This is a genomic window from Campylobacter sp. BCW_6889 (assembly GCF_001762535.1).
Lineage (GTDB): Bacteria > Campylobacterota > Campylobacteria > Campylobacterales > Campylobacteraceae > Campylobacter_D > Campylobacter_D jejuni.
Genome location: NZ_MJWZ01000076.1, coordinates 121,475 through 145,173, shown reverse-complemented (window position 1 = coordinate 145,173; position 23,699 = coordinate 121,475). Strand labels below are relative to the sequence as shown.

At 29.6% G+C, this 23,699-nt stretch carries 22 protein-coding genes and 1 pseudogene; 10 read left to right on the top strand and 13 right to left on the bottom strand.

Annotation, left to right across the window (positions count from 1 at the left end; genetic code table 11):
- Nucleotides 1–1,076 (bottom strand): cache domain-containing protein (locus AJ939_RS09270; RefSeq protein WP_214283783.1); only part of this gene is annotated, 1,076 nt, incomplete at its 3' end.
- 236 nt (nt 1,077–1,312) lie between these two features.
- On the opposite strand from AJ939_RS09270, the gene AJ939_RS09265 reads away from it, so the two are divergent.
- The 3 genes from AJ939_RS09265 to AJ939_RS09255 are packed head-to-tail and all read left to right on the top strand — an operon-like array spanning nt 1,313 to nt 3,851.
- Nucleotides 1,313–2,188: a metal ABC transporter solute-binding protein, Zn/Mn family gene (locus AJ939_RS09265; RefSeq protein ID WP_070276148.1), complete on the top strand. Its 876-nt coding sequence runs from the start codon at nt 1,313–1,315 to the stop codon at nt 2,186–2,188.
- Nucleotides 2,189–2,200: 12 nt separating this feature from the next.
- Nucleotides 2,201–3,055 (top strand): ABC transporter ATP-binding protein, encoded by an 855-nt coding sequence (locus AJ939_RS09260; RefSeq protein ID WP_070276147.1) that lies wholly within the window; start codon nt 2,201–2,203, stop codon nt 3,053–3,055.
- Nucleotides 3,048–3,851 carry a metal ABC transporter permease gene (locus AJ939_RS09255; protein WP_002870414.1) on the top strand — a complete coding sequence of 268 codons (804 nt, stop codon included), beginning with the start codon at nt 3,048–3,050 and terminating at the stop codon, nt 3,849–3,851. Before AJ939_RS09260 ends, AJ939_RS09255 begins: the two co-directional genes overlap by 8 nt.
- Here AJ939_RS09255 and AJ939_RS09250 read toward each other — a convergent pair.
- The 11 genes from AJ939_RS09250 to AJ939_RS09200 all read right to left on the bottom strand — a co-directional run bounded on the left by AJ939_RS09250 (nt 3,840) and on the right by AJ939_RS09200 (nt 15,686).
- Nucleotides 3,840–5,168 carry an McrC family protein gene (locus AJ939_RS09250; RefSeq protein ID WP_070276146.1) on the bottom strand — a complete coding sequence of 443 codons (1,329 nt, stop codon included), beginning with the start codon at nt 5,166–5,168 and terminating at the stop codon, nt 3,840–3,842. The genes AJ939_RS09255 and AJ939_RS09250 overlap by 12 nt on opposite strands.
- Nucleotides 5,161–7,500 carry an McrB family protein gene (locus AJ939_RS09245; RefSeq protein ID WP_070276145.1) on the bottom strand — a complete coding sequence of 780 codons (2,340 nt, stop codon included), beginning with the start codon at nt 7,498–7,500 and terminating at the stop codon, nt 5,161–5,163. The genes AJ939_RS09250 and AJ939_RS09245 overlap by 8 nt, the downstream gene beginning before the upstream one ends.
- 45 nt (nt 7,501–7,545) lie before the next feature.
- Nucleotides 7,546–7,962 (bottom strand): ribosome maturation factor RimP, encoded by a 417-nt coding sequence (gene rimP / locus AJ939_RS09240; protein WP_070233940.1) that lies wholly within the window; start codon nt 7,960–7,962, stop codon nt 7,546–7,548.
- Nucleotides 7,952–8,314, bottom strand: a complete 363-nt coding sequence (rbfA, locus tag AJ939_RS09235) for a 30S ribosome-binding factor RbfA (protein ID WP_002778650.1) — start codon at nt 8,312–8,314, stop codon at nt 7,952–7,954. The genes rimP and rbfA overlap by 11 nt, the downstream gene beginning before the upstream one ends.
- Complete coding sequence (gene infB / locus AJ939_RS09230) at nt 8,311–10,926, bottom strand: translation initiation factor IF-2 (RefSeq protein ID WP_070276144.1); 2,616 nt, start codon at nt 10,924–10,926, stop codon at nt 8,311–8,313. Before infB ends, rbfA begins: the two co-directional genes overlap by 4 nt.
- Nucleotides 10,913–11,170 (bottom strand): DUF448 domain-containing protein, encoded by a 258-nt coding sequence (locus AJ939_RS09225; protein WP_002870410.1) that lies wholly within the window; start codon nt 11,168–11,170, stop codon nt 10,913–10,915. The genes infB and AJ939_RS09225 overlap by 14 nt, the downstream gene beginning before the upstream one ends.
- Before the next feature lie 24 nt (nt 11,171–11,194).
- Nucleotides 11,195–12,073: a homoserine kinase gene (thrB, locus tag AJ939_RS09220; protein WP_002857455.1), complete on the bottom strand. Its 879-nt coding sequence runs from the start codon at nt 12,071–12,073 to the stop codon at nt 11,195–11,197.
- Nucleotides 12,074–12,081: 8 nt separating this feature from the next.
- On the bottom strand, nt 12,082–12,483 hold the full coding sequence (locus tag AJ939_RS09215) for a tRNA threonylcarbamoyladenosine biosynthesis protein TsaB (protein ID WP_002851789.1): 402 nt from the start codon (nt 12,481–12,483) through the stop codon (nt 12,082–12,084).
- A 38-nt stretch (nt 12,484–12,521) separates the two neighbouring features.
- Complete coding sequence (gene lpxC / locus AJ939_RS09210) at nt 12,522–13,406, bottom strand: UDP-3-O-acyl-N-acetylglucosamine deacetylase (protein ID WP_044779391.1); 885 nt, start codon at nt 13,404–13,406, stop codon at nt 12,522–12,524.
- Complete coding sequence (locus AJ939_RS09205; RefSeq protein ID WP_044794428.1) at nt 13,406–14,779, bottom strand: M23 family metallopeptidase; 1,374 nt, start codon at nt 14,777–14,779, stop codon at nt 13,406–13,408. The genes lpxC and AJ939_RS09205 overlap by 1 nt, the downstream gene beginning before the upstream one ends.
- Before the next feature lie 79 nt (nt 14,780–14,858).
- The gene (locus AJ939_RS09200) at nt 14,859–15,686 is read right to left on the bottom strand and encodes a prephenate dehydrogenase (RefSeq protein WP_070276143.1); all 828 of its coding nucleotides are present in this window, start codon (nt 15,684–15,686) and stop codon (nt 14,859–14,861) included.
- Between the two features lie 76 nt (nt 15,687–15,762).
- Between AJ939_RS09200 and bamA the strand changes: the two genes are divergently transcribed.
- From bamA to AJ939_RS09165, 7 genes and pseudogenes are all read left to right on the top strand, one after another.
- A complete protein-coding gene (bamA, locus tag AJ939_RS09195; RefSeq protein ID WP_032603272.1) occupies nt 15,763–17,982 on the top strand; it encodes an outer membrane protein assembly factor BamA in 2,220 nt (739 codons plus the stop codon).
- The gene (locus tag AJ939_RS09190; RefSeq protein ID WP_002860954.1) at nt 17,982–18,704 is read left to right on the top strand and encodes an inositol monophosphatase family protein; all 723 of its coding nucleotides are present in this window, start codon (nt 17,982–17,984) and stop codon (nt 18,702–18,704) included. The genes bamA and AJ939_RS09190 overlap by 1 nt, the downstream gene beginning before the upstream one ends.
- Before the next feature lie 8 nt (nt 18,705–18,712).
- On the top strand, nt 18,713–19,555 hold the full coding sequence (gene accD / locus AJ939_RS09185; RefSeq protein WP_070276142.1) for an acetyl-CoA carboxylase, carboxyltransferase subunit beta: 843 nt from the start codon (nt 18,713–18,715) through the stop codon (nt 19,553–19,555).
- A gap of 1 nt (nt 19,556) precedes the next feature.
- A complete protein-coding gene (locus AJ939_RS09180) occupies nt 19,557–20,006 on the top strand; it encodes a 23S rRNA (pseudouridine(1915)-N(3))-methyltransferase RlmH (RefSeq protein WP_002870404.1) in 450 nt (149 codons plus the stop codon).
- An 11-nt stretch (nt 20,007–20,017) separates the two neighbouring features.
- A pseudogene (gene dksA / locus AJ939_RS09175) lies at nt 20,018–20,381 on the top strand (molecular chaperone DnaK suppressor DksA).
- Complete coding sequence (locus AJ939_RS09170) at nt 20,371–21,357, top strand: hypothetical protein (protein WP_002877207.1); 987 nt, start codon at nt 20,371–20,373, stop codon at nt 21,355–21,357. The pseudogene dksA and the gene AJ939_RS09170 overlap by 11 nt, the downstream one beginning before the upstream one ends.
- Nucleotides 21,354–22,280 carry a tRNA dihydrouridine synthase gene (locus AJ939_RS09165; protein WP_070276140.1) on the top strand — a complete coding sequence of 309 codons (927 nt, stop codon included), beginning with the start codon at nt 21,354–21,356 and terminating at the stop codon, nt 22,278–22,280. Before AJ939_RS09170 ends, AJ939_RS09165 begins: the two co-directional genes overlap by 4 nt.
- A gap of 24 nt (nt 22,281–22,304) precedes the next feature.
- Here AJ939_RS09165 and AJ939_RS09160 read toward each other — a convergent pair whose 3' ends face one another.
- Nucleotides 22,305–23,627 (bottom strand): Cj0814 family flagellar-dependent secreted protein, encoded by a 1,323-nt coding sequence (locus AJ939_RS09160; protein ID WP_070276139.1) that lies wholly within the window; start codon nt 23,625–23,627, stop codon nt 22,305–22,307.
- Between the last annotated feature and the right edge of the window lie 72 nt (nt 23,628–23,699).

Here is a 23,699-nt window from a genome sequence, read left to right as displayed (position 1 = left end):
TTTTCGTTGATAGCACTTGAGATTTGTCCAAATTCATCATTGCTTTTTACTTCTATAGTAGAAACATTTTTTGTTTTATGGTTGATGAAGTCAAAGAATGAAGTTAAACCTGTTTGGATAGCTGTAAGTGGAGAGAGATATTTTGATACGATGAAATAAAGGAGGATGACGCTAATAATACTTGTAAAAATAACAATCGCAGTTTGTATAAATGCAATTTTATAAACTGGAGCTTCTATTTGTTCTACTGGTTCTCCAACGCAAGCAGTATAAATTCCAGAAACTTTTGCACACACAGCAAATCTTTCACTATTATCTTTTGGTCTAGTATACTCAAAAGGTTCAAAATCTTTCTTGGTTTTTGCAAGATTTGCAATTGCACTAATATCATAACCTTGTTGTAAAAGAGCTTTGTCTGTAGAAACAAATACTTTATTTTCTTCATCAAATACAAAAGTTCTACCTGGTAAATTTTCAAATTCAGCTTGCAAATCTGCTGCAAGAACATCTACGGCCAAAACTCCTATAAATTTACCATCTTTATAAAGCGGAATAGAATATGTAAAGCAAGGTAAATTTGTAGTTACATCAATATAAGATGGGGTAATATAAAGTTTATTTGTTTTAACTGCTTCTATATAATACTCTCTTGTTCTAGCATCATAATTATCAGCTTTTCCATAAGTTCCAAAATCTAAATTTTTAGCATCAGAGTCTGGATCGGTTACAACAAGTTCACCACTTGGTTGAGCAATATAAACTGCTAAGAATCTTCCAGCATCTCTAAAATTCTTTAAATCTTTTCCAACATAATGCATTAAAGCATCTTGACTATCTAACTGTTCTACAGGATGCTTTAAAATACTTTTAGCCAAACTTTCAAGAGCTAAAGAATTTCTTGCCTTAAAAGACTCCATAGAATTTTTAGCCGTTTTAACATAATTTATTTCAGCATTCACAACTTCATGAAAAATTGCTTGCTTTACAAATATAAATGTTACAACACCTAAAATTATCAAACACACTACTGCGATTAAATTTGCAATCAGTGAAACCTTCAATTTTACGCTTTTCATAATTTAAGCGCTCCTTTCTAATATTATTTTATAGGGATATTTACATAAAGTTTTATAATTATAAATTAAAAAATTTAAATTTTTACTTAAATTTAAAAGTTATAAAAAATTAATTTAATAAATATTAAATTAATTTATATTTATTATTTTTATTTAAAGTAATATCGCTTCGAAAATTCTATGTATTAAGCTTAATATCGTTATAATTTAGAAAAATTTATATCGAAGGAAATATTTTGAAAAAAATTATATTATTTATCTTATCTTTAGGGATATTTTATACTTTCACACAAGCTAAAAACTTCGAACAAGATCAAAATAATAACAGCAATTTAGTTAGTGTCAGTATAGCACCTCAAGCATTTTTTGTTAAAAAAATAGCTGCAAATACTCTAGATGTCAATGTTATCTTACCTCCAAATAGCAATGAGCATAATTTTGAATTTAAACCAAGCACTATGAAAAAACTTGAAAAAAGTGATATTTATTTCACCATGGGCTTAGAATTTGAGAAAGTTTTTACGGATAAATTTAAACAAAATTTTCCAAAACTTCAAGTTGTAAATATGCAAAAAAACATAGCTTTAATTCAAACTCATGACACTCACGAACACTCTCATGAACATGAGCATTTTGATCCTCATACTTGGTTAGATCCTATTTTAGTCCAAACTATGGCTTTAAATATTTATGACACCTTAATTCAAAAATATCCACAAAATAAAAATTTATATAAACAAAATTTAGATAAATTTTTAGCAGAATTAGATAGTTTAAATTTACAAATTGCCTCAAAATTAGAAAAATTAAAAAATAGAGAATTTGTAGTTTATCATCCTTCTTGGACATATTTTGCAAAACGCTATAATCTTACGCAAATTCCTGTAGAAATTTTAGGCAAAGAACCAAAAAGCAAAGATTTGCAAAACCTTATTACTCTAATAAAAGATAAAAATTTAAAAGTCATTTTTGTTCAAAATGGATTCCCTGAAAATGCAGCAAAAACACTTGCTAAAGAATGTAATGTAAAAATTTACAAAATAGATCATTTATCTTATGATTGGGAAAATGAGCTTTTAAAAACTGCTGATGCCTTTTCTCATAATTTATAATCAGGCTTTTTGATGCTTTTTTTTGAAATTTCTAATCTAAACTACGCTTATGACAATGAAATCATCTTAAAAAATATCAATCTTAGCTATGACAATAAAGACTTTCTCTCTATCATAGGTCCAAATGGCGCAGGAAAATCAACACTCGTAAAACTTATCTTAGGACTTTTAAAATCCAAAAATAAAATCCATTTCAAAGCTCTTCAAAGAAAAGAAATAGGCTATGTTCCTCAACACACTCTAGCCAATCCTAATTTTTGTCCAAGAGTGCTTGAAATCGTTCTTATGGGACTTTTAAGTAAAAAAATTTTTGGTTTTTATGGGAAAAAAGATAAAGAAAAAGCTATGCAAGCTTTAAGAAGCGTAGGAATGGAAAAATTTTGGAACAAAACAATTGATTCTCTAAGCGGAGGACAAAGACAACGTGTTTTTATCGCAAGAGCCTTAGCTAGTGAATGTAAGATGCTTATTTTAGATGAACCTACCGCAAGCGTTGATAACAAGTCTGCTATACAAATTTTTGAACTTCTAAGCTCTTTACACCAAAAAGGCATGGGAATTTTACTCATTTGTCACGATATCAACCTTGTATTAGTTTATAGCGATAAAATTGCACATTTAAACAAAGAACTTTTCTTGCATACCAACACTAAAGAAAAAGAAAAAAGTTCATTTTTAAAACATTTATACGAAAACCACTCTCATTTTTGTGATGTAGAAATGAGTTTAAATACTTGTTTTTGTGATGAAGAAAATTGCGATAGTAAAAAACTATGCGAACAAGAATTTACAAGAAGAAATTTGAAAAAAACAGAATTTAAAAAAGAAAATTTTTGTTTAAAATTTTCAAAGGAAAATAATGCTTGAAATTTTAAATTTCACCTTTTTTCAAAACGCTTTACTAGGAGCGATTTTAGTTAGTATAGCTTGTGGGATCATAGGTACTTTGGTGATGATAAATCGCCTTTTTTCTATGGCTGGAGGTATAACACATGGAGCTTTTGGTGGTATAGGTATAGCTTTTTATTTCTCTTTACCTATTTTATTAAGCACGGGAATATTTACTTTATTTTTGGCTTTTTTAGTAGCTTTTTTAGCTAAACACTATGAACACAGAAGTGATAGTATTATCGCTGTAATCTGGGCTTTTGGAATGGCTGTTGGGATTATTTTAATCGATTTAAGCCCTAGTTATAACACAGATTTAATGGCTTATCTTTTTGGAAGTATTTTAGCTGTAGGAACACAAGATTTATGGCTTATGGCTTTGGTTGATAGCGTGGTGGTTCTTTTGATCTTTTTATTTTATAGACAATTTGAAGCATTAAGCTTTGATGCGGAATTTGCAAAAGTTCGTGGTATCAATACAAGTTTTTTTCATTATCTTTTAATCGCCCTTATGGCTTTTTGTATAGTTATTTCTATACGCCTTGTAGGGCTTATTTTGGTTATGGCTTTGCTTAGTATCCCAAGCTTTATTGCTGAAAATTTCACTAAAAGACTTGGCTTTATCATGATTTTGGCAAGTTTTTTAAGTATGATTTTTTGTGTTTTAGGACTTATACTTAGCTATTATCTTAATCTCTCAAGCGGTGCTTGCATCATAGCTGTAGCTTGTTTTAGTTTTTTAGTGCATTTGATAGGCAAATTTTTAAAAAGGTAAAGGTGCAAAACACACTTGCACTTTTATATCTTTTTGCCCTTGTTCTTTAAAATACAAATGTTCGCTTGCTTTAAAAACAAAAAATTTTTCTGCGATTTTTCTTTGTAAATCTTGAGTTTTTTCACATAAAGGATACACAAGTTTAATATCATAAATTTTAAATTTGCAAGCATAAGCAAACATTTGATATAAATCGCTTTGTTCTATGCCCTGCTTTTTATCTTCATCACTATCTGGAATTTTCCACTTGGTATCTAAAATCATTTTATTTTCTATATATAAATCAGGCTTTAACATGAAACAATTTTCATCATTTTTTGAGATTAAATACTTTCCATTGTTTTGAACTTTAATATCTTGAGTTGGATTTGCTTTTTTTAGCATATAAGCTACATAATCTTCAAAAATTTTCTCCATAGGAAAAAGCAAAGCAAAAGCTTCATTTTTACCATGATAAGGCATAAAACTTTCATTTTTTAAGAAAATTTTACACCACAAAAGCAAGTTTTCATAATAATCAAAATGTCTTGAAATTTTATAACTAAAATCTTTTTCATAATTTTTAGAAAATTCTACCTCATCGAGCATTTGCATAGATTTTATAAGTCTAAATTTATTCAAACTTGTTTTGGATTTTAAAAAATTTAGCGTTGATTTTATCAAACGATTGGGTGCTATATCTAAAACAAACTCATCATTGCTTGTAAAAAATCTTTCTTTGTGTATCAAATTTTGCTTGATATGCTTGTTAAATAGTAATTTTCCCTTTAAAAAAGCCCTATTTTCTTCGCAACTTAGATAAGATCTCATCAAGCCTTTTTTATACACGCTATCAAATTCATCTAAAAACATAGTGATAAACACTTCAAATAAAGGAATTTTAGAACTTTGCAAAGATGAAATTTGCGATTTTTTAAAGGGGGAGTTTTTTAAGGTTTTTAGCATATTTATCAAAAGATTTTTGGGATTAAATTTAAAATCTTTTTCATAAAAATCATTATTTTTAGAAATATTGTCTAATTCATAGTATCTTTTTAGTTTTTCTTTATCGTGATTTGAAGAGCTATCTTCTTTTTTATAGCTATCTAAATTCGTGCATTTTGGCAAGATCTCCAAAACCCCACTTTTAGTCTGTATAATGCCGACATAATTTTTAGCTTTTAAGGTATTTTTATTTTTAAAGCCTAGAAGATTTTCATTATTTTTTGCAAAATCTTCTAGCTCTTTATAAAACCCTTCGGCCTTTTCTTTGAAAATTTCTTTTAAATCTTCTTTAGAAAAAGCTTGGTATTCGATGATGGAAAAAGTTCTATTCATTTTCGTTTTTTAATTTATTTACTATTTCATCATTATAAATTGCTTGATATATTTCTATTTTATCCCAAATTTTATCATCAAATGAAGCAATATTATAAATACTTCTCTCGCTATTAACACTATCTAGATTTTTTATTTTTTGAAGATATTTATCATCTTTTTTATCTTCAAAAATCATACCATTATCATTTAAAACCGCATTAATCAAAGCATAATCGTTATAAAAATACTCTTGCAAAAGCGGGATGATTTTGTTTTGAAAAATACTTTTTAAATCATTTAAATTTTCAACACCTATAAAAAATGCGTGTCCTATGGTTTTTTCTCTATCTAGTAAATATTCTATACGAGTGTTTATAGCTTTTAATAATTCTTGTAAATTAATACCTTCGCAATCCATAGATAATTTGCTCACATCAGGCATCATCTCAATAAATTCAAAGCGTCTTCGCAAAGCTGTATCAAGAGAAGTTATGCTTCTATCGGCTGTATTCATAGTGCCTATGATATAAACATTTTTAGGCACTCCAAATTTTTCACCGCTATAAGGCAAAGTCACTTTTAACTCTTCTTTTTCACCTATCCTTTTACTAGGCTCTATCAAGGTTATAAGCTCACCAAAAATCTTACTTACATTACCACGATTAATCTCATCTATGATGATTATATAAGGTTTTAAAGAATTATCATTGTTTTTATTATTTTCAATCTTTGCAGTTAATTGTTTTTCATATGCTTTAAATTTTTTCACTAAATTAAAGTAATAAGTATGAGTTCTATCAGCATAATCTCTATTAAATACCTTTTTAAACATTTCAGTAGCATTGTTAAATTCATCTTTGCATTTTAATAACTCCATAAATATAGATAAATTTAAATTAAAAATTCCATCGAATCTCTCTATGCCTTCACTATAAATCACAATTGTTTTATTATCAATTTCAATAACAAAGAAATTTCCACCCTTTGTTTTACCAATAGGCTCATTTGTTTCCAAAAGCCAATTTAAAAAATTTTCAACCTTTTCTTTTAATTCTATTTTTTTATTCAACTCATCTGCATTTAAGATACTATTCTCATAATTATCCAAAGCTTTTTCGCAAAGTTCTTTAAAAATTCCATCTTTTATTTCATATTCTATTTCTTTAGAATTTTCTTCACTATCTATGCGAGGCTTTATACCTTCTACAAATTCTTCATATCCATAGCTTTGATGAAAAGTAGTAAATACTATTTGTCCCTTTTTGACATACTCATCAAATTTTGCTTTTTTGTCATCTCTACTTTCTAAATTTTTGCCCAAAATTTCCAAAGCTTTATCTATAGTATGATAAGTTTTTCCTGTCCCTGGAGACCCATAAAAAATTTGATTTAAGGGTGTAATTTTCATATTTGATTCCTCAGATTGCACTCTTTCAGTTATAAAAATATCTTGTTCATAATAATCAATCAAAAAAGCTCTATAATAATTCAATGCACTAGAATTGCTGTTTTTTAACTTAAATTCTTCATTTTTATTTAATTTATTTATATTTTGATCAAAACTAAATAAATCACAACTATATAGATTTTCTTTTAAAAATTCTTTTGATATATTTTCTATAACTTGAATATATTTATTTATAGTATTTTTATCTAATTTCTTTTTATTTAAATATTCACTAAATAAATTTTTCATTTTATCTATATAATTTTGACTATTCATGCCATATTTATTCCATAAAGGAATAGCTATATTTTCTATCATTTTAACTAATGATAAATTTTTATTCTCTAATAATTTTTTATGTATTTGATATATTTTTAATTTTTCTTTAAATTCATTTAAAGATATTAAATCTAAAACATTTTTAGAAAAAATATTAACTATTTTTATATTCTTTACATCTTGATAATGAAAAGCTATTTTCCATTTAATTGCATCCCCAAAATCTATTTTTTCTATAGTTTTTAAATTATTATCTTGACTTGCTTGTATTATTTGTATGATTTTTTCTTTGATATTATTAAATGCTTCATTTTCATTATTGCCATATTTAGCAATCCAAGCATAATTTTGACTATATAATCTACCACTAGAAGATTCTTTCTGACTTTCATCATTTCTTCTATATATACCAAATTTAAAAGCTGAGCCACCCCAAATACTTCCTAGATTATCCAATTTGCTTTCTATCCAAAAAGTAAAATCATCTCTATTTGGATTATCTTTTTTAATGTTAGTATATTCTTCAAGAGTCATATTTTTAACTTTTTCTAAAGTCCATACTTCTTGAAAATTTAAAAAGCCATCAAGCATTTCTTGTAATTTTTTTTCATCTAAATTCCACATTACCAAATCCTTAAATTATGCTATTTTAAATCATATTTAAATTTCCTACCACTCTACAAAAGTTCTAGCTTTTTTAATATCTGCAATTTCTATACTGATTTTTTCTTCTGAGTCTTCTATAAGAATGCGTTCATTTTTGACTTCTAAAAGTGTGCCTTGAAATTTTTCTTTTTCATTGGTTGTGATCTTCACAAGTTCACCTATACTTTTAGCAAAGTGTTCTATCTTACTCAGTTTTCTTTCAAGTCCTGGTGAAGATACTTCTAAAAAATACTCTCCATTTACAGGTGGTTCTACATCAAAAATAGGCGATAAAATTTCACTAAGCCTTGCACAATCATCAAGATTTACCCCGCCTTCTTTTTGCACATAAATTCTATAAATTTTTCTGCCATTTTCACTTACTAGCTCATCATCATAAAAACTAAGTCCTGCTTCTTTGCAAAGGGCTTCAAGATTCATTTTTATCCTTTTTTATTTTTTCAAAAAGTGCATCCATATGGTTTTGATACTCGAGCCTATCATCAAATTTAAAGTGAAAATTCGGACACCTATACCAGCCCTGCTCACTCATGCAGTAATTTTGCAAAGCTCTACTTGCCTTTTTTAAAGAAGATAAAATTTTTTCTTGCTCATGAACATTAAAAAACATCTTATCAAGATACACAAAAGCATCATATCTGCCTTTTTTACACTCTACATCCACTACACACAAATTTTTCAAATTTTCATCATCTAAATTTGCTAAAGCTTCAGGGATCAGCTCTTTTAAGATACTTTCAGTGCGTAGTTTTTTAATCTCACTTGGGTTCATAGACTTGCTTGTTCCTCTACTTCTTTATAGCTTTCTATATAATCACCCACTCTCATATCATCACACCCTTCTATACCTACGCCACACTCATAGCCTTTTGCCACTTCTTTAGCATCATCTTTAAAGCGTTTAAGCGAGCTTACATTTCCTTCATAAACCACAACTCCGTCACGGATAAGGCGAATTTTAGCTCCACGGTTAATCACCCCTTCAGTTACCATACAACCTGCAATTTGTCCGATTTTTGGTACATTGATCACTTGTCTAATCTCTGCTTGTCCTAATTGCTCTTCAGAAATAATCGGACTCATCATACCACCAAGCAAGGCTTTTACATCGTCTAAAAGATTATAAATCACATTATAGGTTTTAATTTCTACGCCTTTATCCTTAGCACGCTCTTTAACTTCCCCTGTTGGGCGTATGTTAAAACCTAGTACTATAGAGTTTTCACTCGCACTTGCAAGCTCTATATCACTTTGTGTGATCCCTCCTACCCCGCTATGAATGATATTCACTTTAATCTCATCATTTCTAAGTTTTTCTAAACTTGCTTTTAAGGCTTCTAAAGATCCTTGTACATCAGCTTTTAAAATAACAGGCAAGGCTTTTAGATTACCTTCTTTGATCTTAGCTCCAAGCTCATCAATGCTAACTTTAGTAGATTTACTAAGTTCTTTTTGGCGATTGTATTCGTGGCGTTTATTAGCGTATTCTCTTGCTTCTTTATCGGTTTTTACTGCGATTAAAATTTCACCTGCATCTGCTACTTCGCTAAGCCCTACGATAACCCCACATTCGCCTGGTTTGATTTCTTTTAAAGCTTTACCTTGATCATCACTCATCGCACGCACTTTTCCATAAGCCTCACCTGCAACCACAGTACTTCCTACAGTAAGTGTTCCATTTTGCACGATGATAGTAGCTACCGCACCACGCCCTTTTTGCACAGAACTTTCTATAATACTTGCTTTAGCAAAACTTTTTGGATTGGCTTTAAGTTCTAAAATATCAGCTTGTAAAAGCACGATCTCAAGCAAATCTTCAATCCCCATTCCTGTTTTAGCCGAAACCCCTACAAATTCATAAGATCCGCCCCATTCTACTGGCATGATTTCCATTTCTGCGAGTTGAGTTTTTACCATATCAGGATTTGCTGCTTCTTTATCCATTTTGTTAATAGCAATAATAATAGGCACACCTGCTGCCTTGGCATGATTTATCGCTTCTTTGGTTTGTGGTTTTACCCCATCATCTGCGGCCACAACAATGATTACAATATCAGTGATACTTGCACCCCTTGCACGCATAGCAGTAAAAGCTTCGTGACCTGGGGTATCGATAAAAGTAATTTTACATCCATTTTTTTCTACCATATAAGCACCCACGTGCTGAGTAATACCCCCTGCTTCACCACTTGCAACGCGTGATTTTCTGATATAATCTAGCAAAGAAGTTTTACCATGATCAACATGCCCCATGATGGTAATCACAGGTGCTCTAGTCACTAAATCTTTTTCATCAGTCTCTTCTTCATAGTCTTTTACATAATCAAACTCATCAGCCTCGTTAATGATATTGATCTCTATACCAAATTCAGCAGCCAAAATTTCAATCGCATCTTCATCTAAGAAATCATTTTTTGTTGTCATCATTCCAAGCATGAAAAGTTTTGAAATCACTTCACTAGTGCTTTTTCCTATCTTATCAGCGAATTCATACACACGAATTTCTTTAGAAATAGAAACACTACTTACTTCTTCTACTTCCTTTTTTTCAATCTTTTTAGGTGGTTTTTTACGACTTCTTCTTTGAATTCCACCTTCAAGCCCAAAACCCGCAGAATTTCCAACAGCTTGTCTTATAAAATTAGGTTGTTTTTTATTAATATTTTGTGGTTTTTCTTGTTCTTTTACACTAAAATCAGGTAACACTACCTCATCTTCATCTTCTAAAGAAATATCACCAAAATCATGTTCATCTAAAAAATTCATTTTTTCGGTACTTTCTTTTTTACTCGCAACAAAAGATTTTTTTTCTTTTTTCTTTTTCTTTAAACTCTCATCAGCATTTGAAAACATAGTTTTTAAACTTAAGCGCTCTTCGTTATTGATAGATATATCATTTGAATTTTTTACTTCTTCTTTTTTAACTTGAATTTCTTCTTCGTCTTTTTTCTTTTTAACAATGACAAGTCCGCGTCTTTTGGCTAAAGTTGCACTAGCAAGGCTTTGTGGCTTATGAGCATCAATAATTTCTTGTTTTTCTTGTTCTTTTGCATTTTCTTTTTCAACTTTTAATTCTTCTTTTTTAACTTCTTGTTTAAGCTTTTCTTCTTTTTTAGGTTCTTTTTTTTCAGATTCATTTAGCTTTTCTTGTTCTTTTATATTTTCTTTTTTAGGCTTTTTTGCCGTAGGAGTTTTGATATTTTTCTTAAAAGCTTCTGGAATTTCTCTTGTTTGTATATACTCATAAATAGCTGCCGCGATCTCAGGTTCTACAGCATTTGATGCTGTTTTAATTCCAAGTCCTAATTCATTTGCCTTTTCAATAATTTCCTTACTATCATAACCTAATTCTTTTGCGATTTCATGAATTCTAATCTTTGCCATTTAAAAATATCTCCTTAAGTCCTTGCTGAGTAATTTTAGTATTTAAATTTTTACATATTTTAGAAAATGCTTTTTGTAAGATTTTATCTTCTTTCTCAATACAATTTTGACATAAATATCCGCTTCTTCCATGTTCTGCTTTAGGCACAATATCTCCTAAAACAACTTTAAATCTAAATAACATATTTTGCTCAAAGCGGTTTTTACACACTATGCACATTCTAATTGGTATATGTTTTTTCAAAATTATATCTTTTTTTTATATTTTTTAGCAAATTTCAAAGCCATTATCATCAAATTCTAAATATTGCACACGAAAATCTTTAAATTTTGTTTGCATTTTCTTTGCCAAAGCTAAAGCATCATCTTTAAAAGCTAAAGAAAAAAAGCTCGATCCCGAACCTGAAAGTGTGCTCATTAAAGCTTTATTTTCTAAGGCAAATTTTTGCACTTCAAAAAGCTCGGGTAAGTTTTTCATACGATTGATTTCATGGAGTTTATCTTGACTTGCAAATTTTAAAAATTCATATTTTTTCTCCAAAAAACAAGCGGTTAAAAATGAAGCATGGGAAAGGTTGAAAACCGCATCATTAAAACTTAAATTTTTGGCCAAAGCTTGGCGTGATTGTTCTGTGCTCATTGCCAAATTTGGGATCACAACCACAGCAGCTAAATCTTTATCAATCTCTTTTTTGATACTATAAACTTTATTTTTTTCAACCAAAGAACACACAAAACCACCAAGAGTAGCTGGAGCGATATTATCTGGATGGTTTTCGTAAATTAAAGCTTCATCTAAAATACGTTCTTTTTCTACCTTAAATCCACTCATATAATAAGCACTGGCAATAGCTCCAACAATCACAGCTGAAGAGCTTCCTAACCCTCTTGAAAGAGGAATGTTATTTTGAAAAATAAAACGAAAATTATCTTTTTTTCCGCTTAGTTTTTCATAAATTTCATAAAAAATATTTACAAATATATTGTTTTTTTTAAGAAAAATATTATCACTGCCCTCACCTCCAATACTAATGCTAAAAACACCTGATTTTTGGATTTGAGTTTCATTAAAAAGCTTTAAACTAAGTCCTAAACAATCAAAACCTGGCCCTAAATTCGCACTCGTAGCGGGAACTAAAATTTTCAAATTTCATCCTAAATTGCATCTAAAAAATAAAAGGGAAGATTATCATTATTTAGTTTAAGCTCTTGTAAATTTTTTGGTAAAAAAAACTCTGCTGGGATATTTTGCTCTAAACAAATTTCACCTTCTTTATATACAAAACAAAAATTTTTATTTGCACTTATGGGTTTATAGCCATTTAATTCAAAAGCACTCACCGCAAATAAAGGAATATTTTTTACTATACTTAAAGTACTCAAACTTACATAAGAAATTTTAATCCCCATATAAGAACCTGGACCATTAGCATAGATTAAACTTGTAAAATCATATTCTTTAAGCAATTCATCTAAAATTTTTGGTAAAAATTCGCTTGCTTTTTCTTCACTTTTATAAGTTTTTATAAGTTTATCATCTTGATAAATTCCGATCATCAAAGGCTTAGATAAAGCATTAAGCAAAAGAGAGGTTTTTATGCAAATACCTTTTCATAAGCTTTTTGGGTTGTTTTTTCAAGGCTTACAATTTCATAAGCATCTTTATCTTTTAAAACTTCTTTAGTGAGCAAATGATTTAAATGATGACTCCCAGCATATGAAGTATAATCTCCAAAAACACGATATCCAAGTAAGGTTAAATCTCCAATTGCATCTAAAATTTTATGTCTTACAAACTCATCTTTGAAACGCAAACCCTCAGGATTTAAAATACGATTTTCATCTACCACTATAGTATTTTCTAAACTTCCACCTAGTGCTAAATTCATACTCCTAAGGGCTTGAACATCTTTTAAAAAACCAAAAGTTCTAGCTCTTGCTATGTTTTCTATATAATTTTTTTTGCTGAATTCAAAATTGTAACTTTGTTCACCTATAACAGCATTGTCAAATTTAATCGTATAGTTAATACGGGGTTCTTTAGTAGGAGTTAAACGCACAAATTTATTACCATCTCTTACTTCTATAGGCTTTTTAATTACCATAATTTTTTTAGGCGCATCAAGTTCTTTTGCCCCTGCTTCATCAAGCATCATACAAAAACTAATACTTGATCCATCCATAACAGGAGCTTCATTTGCATTTAAAACTATGCGTACATTATCGATTCCATAAGCATTAATCGCACTCATTAAATGCTCTATTGTAGAAATAAATCCACGATCATCTCCTAAAACAGTTGCCATTTGAGTATTGATCACATTTTCAGGACTTGCCTTATAACTTGCATTAAGATCACTTCTAAAAAATACTATACCACTATTTGCTTCTAAAGGCTCTAAAATAATTTCTATAGGTTCGCCCTTATGAAGTCCTATACCTACGCCTTTGACAGTTTTTGCTAAAGTTAATTGTTTCATTAATTTTTTCCTAAAATTATCTTTTTACCATCATTTAAAACATTGTAAATATTATTTTCTATCCATTTTTTATCTTGCCATTGTTCAGGACGCGTTTCAACTCCTTGAACCAAAACTCCAAAATGCAAATGATCGCCTAAGGCTAACCCACTTGTTCCTGTTTTGCCTATAATGCTTTGTTTATTAATCATTTCATCTAAATCAACATTTTTAGAAGAACAGTGCCCATAAAGACTATATACTCCAAAACCATGATAAACAATTAAATTTAAACCATAAATTCCATTTTCAGCAGCAAAAACAACCTTGCCTGCGTTATTACTTATGATAGGAGCTTGTGCTACGCTTGCTAGATCAAGCCCCATATGATAAGAATCACTCACAAATTGCCCATTATAAGAATAATACCTATGATCAGCAAAATCCGCTACTTTCATACCATTTTTAAGAGGTAAAAATAAACTCAAATCAAAATTATCAATTTTTTCCTCAGGTACTTTTGAAGTGATTTCATGGATAAGTTCTTCATTACTATTTCTTAAAGTTTCATTGACAAACTTAAATTTTTCATAACGATTGAGATTATTATCTTTTGGAGCGTATTGATTGGCTAAATTCTCAATCTTTCCATCTAAAAATTTATCCGTTAGATTGATATTTGAAACACGATATTTACGATTAACAAAATAATACCTTATACGTTCTTTTGAAATATTTCCCGCTTTATCCGTAGCGATAACAAATGCGCGAAATTCCTCATCCCTTGCATCCCAAGCAATCAAAGCCGCATAATACCCTTCTTTTACATAAGGTGTAACTTTAAAGATTTTACCTTTATTTGTTTCTATATACACCTTATCTAAATTAGCATCATCGGCCTTAAAAACAACTGCCCCAGCACCGCCTTGCTCGATTTGGTAAGAATTGCTTATGATATTGATTTTTGGAGCCGTATTATCTACTAATACCGCAATTTGTTTTCTTGCTTCATTGCCACTAAAAAAATTCCAAAAACTAGAATCTTTAGCTATCACCTCCAAAACAAAAGATTTTACATTTTCTTTGTAACCAAATTTTGGCAAAGCAACTTGTAAGGTAATATCTTTTAAATTAGAAATCTTTTCATCTGCTATAACCATTGCACTAGTATTGTCGTCTTTATGCAATATAATTTGTACATTTTTGATAGAACTTTCATCATCTTTAACATGCACTAAAATAGGTTTTTTAAGATCAGTATATACAACATCTGGCATTAAAATTTGAGGAGGATTTTTTTCAAAAATACTTAATCTTGAAATAAAAAAAATCAAAATTGCTATTAAAACTAAAATTAAAACAGATAAATAAGTTTTGCCTTTTCTTTTTGCCATAACCTTCCTTAAAAATTTTCAATGTTTTTGTTGTTTTTAGTATAAATTCTATTATATTTTCAGTAAATATCTAGCAAATTTATAAAATTTCTCTTAGAGTATTAGCCTGTTTCATCCATTCTCTTAATTCATCATTTTTGTCTAATTGTATCATTTGTTTACATCTCTCTAATTCTTGTTGAAAAAAATCAATAGAACTTAATAAGTTATCTTTATTTTGTAAAAAAATACTTTCCCACATTTGTGGCGATGATTTGGCAATTCTGCTCATACCTTTAAAAGATCCTCCAGCTAAATGAACAATATTTCTTTTATCCTCTTCTTTCATTACAAAATTTGCCAAAGAAAAACTTATAACATGAGGCAAATGAGAAATAATAGCAGCATGATGATCATGGGCTTTACTATCCATAAAAACAATTTTCATCCCTAAATGAGAAAAAATTTCTACTGCTCTTTTTTGATGCAAGTCATCAGCTATTTCACTATCACAAAGAACACAAACTGCATCTTTATAAAGCTCTTTAAAAGCCGCTTTTGGACCTGAATTTTCAGTTCCTGTCATAGGATGAGCAAAAAGAGTTTGTTTGATTAAATTCTTAGGCAAACTTTCTATAATTTTTCTTTTTGTACTTCCAAGCTCTATAATTGTTACATTAGAAGGCAAATCAACTAACTTTTGCAAAATTTCTATAATAGCATTAACAGGAGTTGCGACAAAAATCATATCACATAAAGCTAAATCTTTAAATTCTATAAGCTCATGAATAAGACCTAATCGCAGGGCATCTTTTTCATTTTCTTCACTTAAATCCATACCATAAACACAAGAAATAAGCTTATTTTCTTTCAAACAAAGCCCTAAAGATCCACCCATAAGTCCAAGCCCTATAATTGCTATTTTCATACTTTCTACCTTAGTTTTTTTGTTAAATTTTTTTTGCTATTATACAGCTTTTAATAAAGCTTTAGGTAAAAAATCAATGAAAAAACATCTTATTAGTATTTGTGCTTTAGTTGCTATAGCCAATGCAGCAACCATTAAGGATATTAAATTTATCGGATTAAACCACTTATCAAATACAAGTGCCATAAATATTACAGGGCTTAAAATAGGAGAAGAAATAGATCCTGCAAAAATCAACACTGCTATTCTTAATCTTTATAAACAAAATTATTTCGAAAATATTTCAGTTGAAAACAACAATGGAATTTTGGAAATTATAGTTACTGAAAAACCAACTATAGCAAAGGTTAGTATAACAGGTATAGCTTCAAATGATAGAAAACAAGTTGAAAGTATTTTAGGGATTAAAAGAGGTACGCTACTTGATGAAGGAAGTATAAAAGAAGCTATTGAACGCATTAAAGCTTATTATGAAGCAAAAAGTTATTTTGATACTATTGTAGAATACAAAAAAAAGACTTTAGAAAATACCGATGGATTAGAGCTTGAATTTATAGTAAATCGTGGTGAAAATATCATTATTGATAATGTTCATTTAAGTGGAGCCAAGAAATTTTCATATTCTGATATAGAACCTTCAATTGTCAATAAAGAAAAAGAATTTATGGGTTGGATGTGGGGACGCAATGATGGAAAATTAAAAGTTTTTGAGCTTAGCAATGATAGTTCAAGAATTGCTGATGAGTACATGAAAAAAGGATATTTAGATGTTCAAGTATCTCCTCCTTATCTTAAAACCTACACAGATACTTATCAAGCAAATTTGACTTATTTTATCAAAGAAGGAAAGCCTTATAAAATTAAAAGTATAAACATAGAAAATCCTTTATTTGATGATAAACAAAATGCACAAACCGTAAAAGATTTAAGATCAAGCGCTGGCAAAACTATCAATATTGAAGACATTAGAAAAGATGTTAAAACCATAGAAACACAAAGTGCTGATTTAGGTTATGCGTTTGTAGAAGTCTATCCTGATATTCAAAAAAATGATCAAACTCAAGAAGCTACTGTTGTATTTAAAGTAATCCCTCACGATAAAGTTTATATAAGAAATGTTATTATTTCAGGAAATTCACGCACTGTAGATCGCGTCATACGCCGAGAATTATATATAACAGAAGGTAATTTATACAATAGAACAGACTTAAGCGAGTCAAAAAATGCTTTAAAAAGAACTTCTTATTTTGACGATGTGAATATCAAAGAAGAAAAAGTTGACGATACACATATTGATTTGATTGTTGATGTTAAAGAAGCTTCTACAGGAGCTATTTCTGGAGGCATTGGCTATGGATCAAGCGATGGTATTTTACTTAATGCTTCTTTATCAGATACAAATATTTTTGGTTCAGGGATAAAAAGCTCTGTAAGCGTAGATAAAAGCGATGATACCTTATCAGGAAGGATTAGTCTCATAAATCCACGCGTTCTTGATAGTCAATATAGCCTAGGTGGAACACTTTATTCAAATGACTATGAATGGGATAATTATTCAGAAAAAAATTACGGCTTTGATATAACAGTTGGACGCCAATTTGCAAGATACTATAATGTAAGCTTAACTTATAATCTTGAACAAAGCGATATTTATCACTTAAGTCCAACTCTTTTAAGAACAGGATATGAACTTGGCAAAAGTATTAAAAGCTCTATAACTCCAGCAATCACCTTTAACAATACAGATGATTATTATCTGCCACGATCAGGTATCATTGCTTCAACTAGTTTAGAATACGCTGGACTTGGCGGAGATCAAGAATTTATTTCATCAAGCTCTAAATTTAACTTTTATCAAGGTTTGCAAGACTATATAGGATATGATCTTATTTATCGCTACAAAGCAAGCTTTTATAAAGTATGGAATGAAGGTTATTTACCAATTAACCAAAGAATTTATTTAGGTGGTATTAGATCGATACGCGGTTTTGAAAGCAGAACGGTAAGTCCTAAAAACCAATGGGGAGATGAAGTGGGAGGAACCATAGCTTTTGCCAATTCCGTAGAACTTAGTTTTCCTTTGATTGATAGAATTAAACTTCGTGGTAGCGTGTTTTTTGATTATGGTATGATAGGACGCAAAAATTTAGATGAAATAAAAAGAATGAGTACAGGTATAGGCATTGAATGGATTACACCAATTGGACCTTTACAACTTGTATTTGCCAAACCTCTTAATGATAAAAAAGGTGATGATACTAACAGTTTTGAATTTAATCTTGGAACACGCTTTTAATGAAAGAATTTTTAGATGCTTGCTTGAATGCAAATTTGCAAATACGCAAGTATCTAAACAATATCCCACAAAATGATCTTAAACTTTGCTCTAAATTAGGCTATGATGAAAATCAAGGCTATGAGCTTGACTTAAAATGTGAACAAATTTTCATAAAATATCTTAGTTGTTTTGGGCAAATTTTTTCTGAAGAAAGTGGCTTGATCGGGAAAGATAACCCAAAACAAATGATTCTTGATCCTTTGGATGGAAGTTCAAATTTTGTTTCTAAAATACCATTTTATGGAACTTCTATAGCTCTCATAGAAAAAGATCAGGCAAAAAGCGCTTTTGTTTGCAATCTTGTCAGTCAAGAAATTTTTGCTTTTAATAACAATCAAGCTTTTAAATCTAATCTTTCCGATCCAAAATACTCACCCTTAACACCTAATCTATTTTCTAAAATAGGTATAGTTGAAAAAATTTCACTTTATCCAGAACTTCTCGATTTTTTAACAAAAAATCAATTAAAATTTCGCTCTTTGGGCGCAACAGCCTTAAGTCTCGCTTATGCTTCGTATTTTAGTTTTGTATTAATTCTTGGAAAAACACGAATTTTTGATACAGTAGCTGCTTTAACAATTCATCAAAATTTATATATAGAAAAAAATGAAAATTTCCTTCTCCTAAGCCAAGACAAGAAAATTTTTGATATAATCTTAGAATTTTTAAAAAATAATTAGGTGAATATATGAATTTTGCAGATATTTTTTCAAAAATAAGAAGACAACAACCTAGTGTTAAAGAAGCTCCAAATCACTGGATAAAATGCCAAAGTTGTCATGCTTTGATGTATTATAAAGAAATAGAATCTTGTTTTAATGTTTGCCCTAAATGTAATTATCACATGAGAATTTCAGCTGATGAACGTATTAAACTTTTAAGCGATGAAGGCAGTTTTATTGAGTATGATGCAAATTTAGAGGCTATAGATCCTTTAAAATTTGTTGATAGCAAATCCTATAAAAAACGCCTTAGCGAAGGTGAAAGTAAAACAGGTAGAAAAAGTTCTGTTATTAGTGGAGAATGTGAAATCAATGGTTTAAAAACCCAACTTGTTGTATTTGATTTTTCTTTTATGGGTGGATCTTTAGGTTCTGTTGAAGGAGAAAAAATCGTTAGAGCTGTACAAAGAGCCATCACAAGCAAAACCCCTCTTGTCATCGTAAGTGCAAGCGGTGGAGCTAGAATGCAAGAAAGTACTTATTCTTTGATGCAAATGAGCAAAACTAGCGCCGCACTTAAACTTCTTAGCAAAGAAAAACTTCCTTATATTAGCATTTTGACTGATCCTACTATGGGCGGAGTAAGTGCTTCTTTTGCTTGGCTTGGAGATTTAATCATCGCTGAACCTGAAGCTTTAGTCGGTTTTGCTGGTGCAAGAGTTATTAAACAAACTATAGGAGCAGATTTACCTGAAGGCTTTCAAAAAGCAGAGTTCTTGTTAGAACATGGACTTATAGATGCCATAGTTGAAAGAGGAGAACAAAAACAATATCTTAGCGATGTGCTAAAATTTTTCAGTGGAAAATAATTTGCAAGTTAATATCTTTTGTATTCAAAAAAGTGATGAATTTAAAACTTGGAGTGAGAAATACTCTAAACTTATTTCTAAATACGCCACTTTAAAAGAAATAAATGTTTTTAATAAAAAAATAGCCTTAGCTCAAAATTTAAATGCCATAGAAGCAAAAAAAAGCTATGAAGAAGCTTTTATGCCTTATAAAAAAGGCTATTGTATCGCTCTTGATGAAAAAGGGAAAGAACTTACAAGTATAGAATTTGCAAAACTCATCCAAGATAAAAATGAATTAAGTTTTTTTATAGGTGGTGCTTATGGTTTAAGAGAAGAATTTAATCAAAGTTTGGATTTTAGACTATCATTAAGCAAACTTACTTTAGCACATCAATTTGTTAAAACCTTACTTTTAGAACAAATTTATCGTGCATTTTGCATCAACAACAATCACCCTTATCACAAATAGAAAGTTTTAAAATGAAAAAAAATGAAATACAAAATTTCAAAAATATTTTAGAAGAAAGAAAAAAAACCATCTTAGAAAATTTGCAAAGCAATTCAAATGAAATCGAAGCTCTTCACAATAGCGTCCCAAGCGATAGTGTAGATTTTTCTATCATAGAAACAGGCTCTCAAATTGACTTTACTATCAGCACCAATCTCAAAGAAGAACTTATAGAAATCGAAAATTCTTTAGATAAAATCAAAAACGGCACTTATGGAATTTGCGAATCTTGCGATGATGAAATCGACTCTCAAAGACTAAAAGTCAAACCTCACGCAAGATATTGTATCACTTGCCGTCAAATTGCAGAACAAGGAAAAAAAACATGAAAATTAAACTCTTTTTACTTGCAAGTTTTATTTATATAGCACTTATTTTTGCCTTTGCTTGGCATCTAGAACTAGGAAGCTATACTCTAAATATCAGCACTTATACCTTTGAGCTACCTATTATGATATGGCTTGTTATTCCTTTATTTGTTTATATGATTTTAGCCGTTTTGCACATAGCATTTTATGGATTTTTGCGTTATTTAAAATTTAAGCATTTTTTTAAAGATGCAGCTAAATTTGAAGCTTATACTCAAGATTTACTCCTTGAAAAAGATCTTAAAACCACTTTTCAAACAAAAGAATTTAGAGCTGTGGCACAGCTTTTTAAAACCCTAAAAACACATGAAAAAATTCCACACTCAAATAAAATCAATGAAATTTTAGATCTTATTGATGGTTTAAATAAAAACGAATTTTTTAACCTTAGTAAATTTAAACTCGAAAATAACAATGTTTTATATTTGCAAAATGAAAAAAATCATCTCAAAAACGATGCAAATTATGCCTATAGCAAACTTAAAAACCTTAATGAAATCAAAGATGAATTTGAAGAAATTGCTTTTAATACTCTTATAGAAAAAGCTAGTTATGAACAAATTAAAAATGTAAAAATCCCTAAAAAGCCTTCTGAAGTTCTCACACTTATCAAGCGTTTTAAAGAAGGAAATTTAGAACTTAGTGCAGCAGAATACGAAGTTTTACTTTCACACAATATACTAAGCGAAAAAGACTATCTTAACGCAGCAAAACTAAGTACTAAACTTTTAAATCCTGATGCTATTTTAGGAATTTTTAACAAAATTAAAAATGAAAAAAGCGAAGCTTTAAGAGCACATTTATATCTTTTAGCTGAATTTGGACTTTTAGATGAGTTAAGAGAGCAAATTCACAATGATGATAAGAAATTTAATGATTTTAAGGCCTTTTTAGCCTTGCGTGAAAAAAATATCAAAATCAATCTAAACCAACTCATACAATGATAGATTTTAGCAAAAAACCTTTATTTTTAGCTCCTATGGCAGGTTTTTCAGATCTGCCTTTTCGTAATGTAGTAAAAAAATTTGGTGCTGATATCACCATAAGCGAAATGATAAGTTCTAATGCCTTAGTTTATGAAAGTTCTAAAACTCTACATATGCTAGAAAGAGCTGAATTAGAAAATCCTTATATAGTCCAAATTGCAGGTGGAGATAAAGAAGTGCTAAAAAAAGCAGTGCAAATGCTAAATGAAATGGATTTTGTAGATGGGATTGATTTTAATTGCGGTTGCCCTGTAAATAAAGTTGTTAAACAATGCGCTGGTAGTGCTTTGCTAGAAAATTTAGAGCTTTTTAAAAATCTTGTAGGAGTAATTAAAGAAAACAATAAAAAAAGCCTTACAAGTGTGAAATTTCGACTAGGATTTAATGAAAAATATCCTGAAAAAATGGCTAAAATTTGTGAAAGCTTGGGGGTGGATTTTGTAAGCATCCACGGACGCACAAGAAAACAGCTTTATAGCGGAAAAGCCGATTATGAATCCATTGCCAATGCTAAAGCAAGCGTTAGTATTCCTGTGATTGCAAATGGTGATATTAACGCACAAAATGCTAAAGAAGTTTATAAAATCACAAAATGTGATGGACTTATGATAGGGCGTGCAAGCGTAGGAAATCCTTGGATATTTTATGAAATCAAAAGCGGTAAAAGTGTAGATGAAAAACTCAAAAAAGAAATCATACTCACTCATTTTGATGAAATGATAAAACACTACAAAGATCAAGGCGTAAGTATATTTCGCAAACATTTACACGAGTATTCTAAAGGGCATAAAGACGCTTCAGCCTTTAGAGATAGCGTTAATCGTATCGACAATGTCGAAGAAATGCGAAAAAAAATAGAAGAATTTTTTAGTTTAACTTGATCGATTTTTATAATTTAAAAAACCTTAAGCCTTAATATCTATACTTTTTGGTGCAGAATTTAAAGAAAGAATTTTATTAAATTCTCCTGCATCATCATCACTAAATTTCACACCAAAAAGAATTTCTAATTCTTTACTAGTGCTAAATTTACCTTCTAATAGTTTTTTTACAAGTTGGTTTCTTATATTATCATCTTTGTAAGTTTCTTTGTTTTTACTTTCTGCTTGTATAGGTTTAAAAGGCTTTTCTTTGCCTTCTTCTGAAGTTTCTTTGTTATTTGTATTTTTTAAAGGATTACTATAATCTACACCTTTTGCCTTTTCTGCTTCTTCTAGTGATTTTACAAACTCATCGTGCCTTTGTTTAAAATCAAGATATTTAGTTTTAAATTCTTCTAAACTCATATTAGAGTTGATCATTTCTTGATATTCTTTGTCTAAATCCATTGCAAGTCTTGAAAGTTTAGCATTTCCTATGTTATTGCTTCTTCCAATAAAAAGCTTCATTGATAGTCGCTCTTCAAAAGGATTCCATTCATCAGGATTACTTGAATATGAAAAAGCGCTTTGTATTTTATTGGCATTCATAAAGTTTTGAAAATCTTCACGCTCATCATTGCTAATATTTTTATCGGTTGTAATTTTTCCAAATAATCTCGTATCGCCTTCTAAAAGTAATGAAGTTGCTCCATAGAGTTGAGAATTTAAAAGAGCCATTAAAACTCCACCTTTATCTACACTACCATCTTTGTTGATATAAGCATTTTTATTTAATCTTACATCGCCATTGCTATGGCTAAAAATATTGTCAATACTGATTTTATTAAAACCAGTATTTGAAAAAGTATTAAAAGTTAAATTAATTCTATCTTGAGTTAAATCTATTTTTTCATACTCATCTTTTGTGAAAGTTTTAGTAACATTAAGATTTTTATCTAAAACAAAAGCATAAGGTATATTTGTTAATTCTTCTTCAGAAAGACTAGCATTTGAAGTTGTCGGCATAATTTGAGAAAGCACTTTATAAGCATTTCCTATAGTTTTTGCAATATCTATTGAAGTGTGAGTTGCATAAAAATATCTATCTCCTGTCTCCCATTCTACAAAGCTTTGCATATCCTTAGCATAAATCTTATAATCTTTTGGCAAACCTGCTGCTTCGTTAAAATCACTTGTAAAAAAGCCCTCTTTATCTACGCCATAGCCTAAAATTTTATCTACCGCTTGTGATTTATCACTTACAAGGTTATTATTTGCTATGGCATTAGATGATTTTGTATTTGAAGTAGTATTACTAAAAGTATTTGTGTAATTGTAGTTTGAATAAGAATTTATACCATTAATCATTTTTGCCTTCCTTGTAAATGAAATTTATTAAGATAAATCGGCAAAAATGATTTTTTCTTAAAATATCTACTC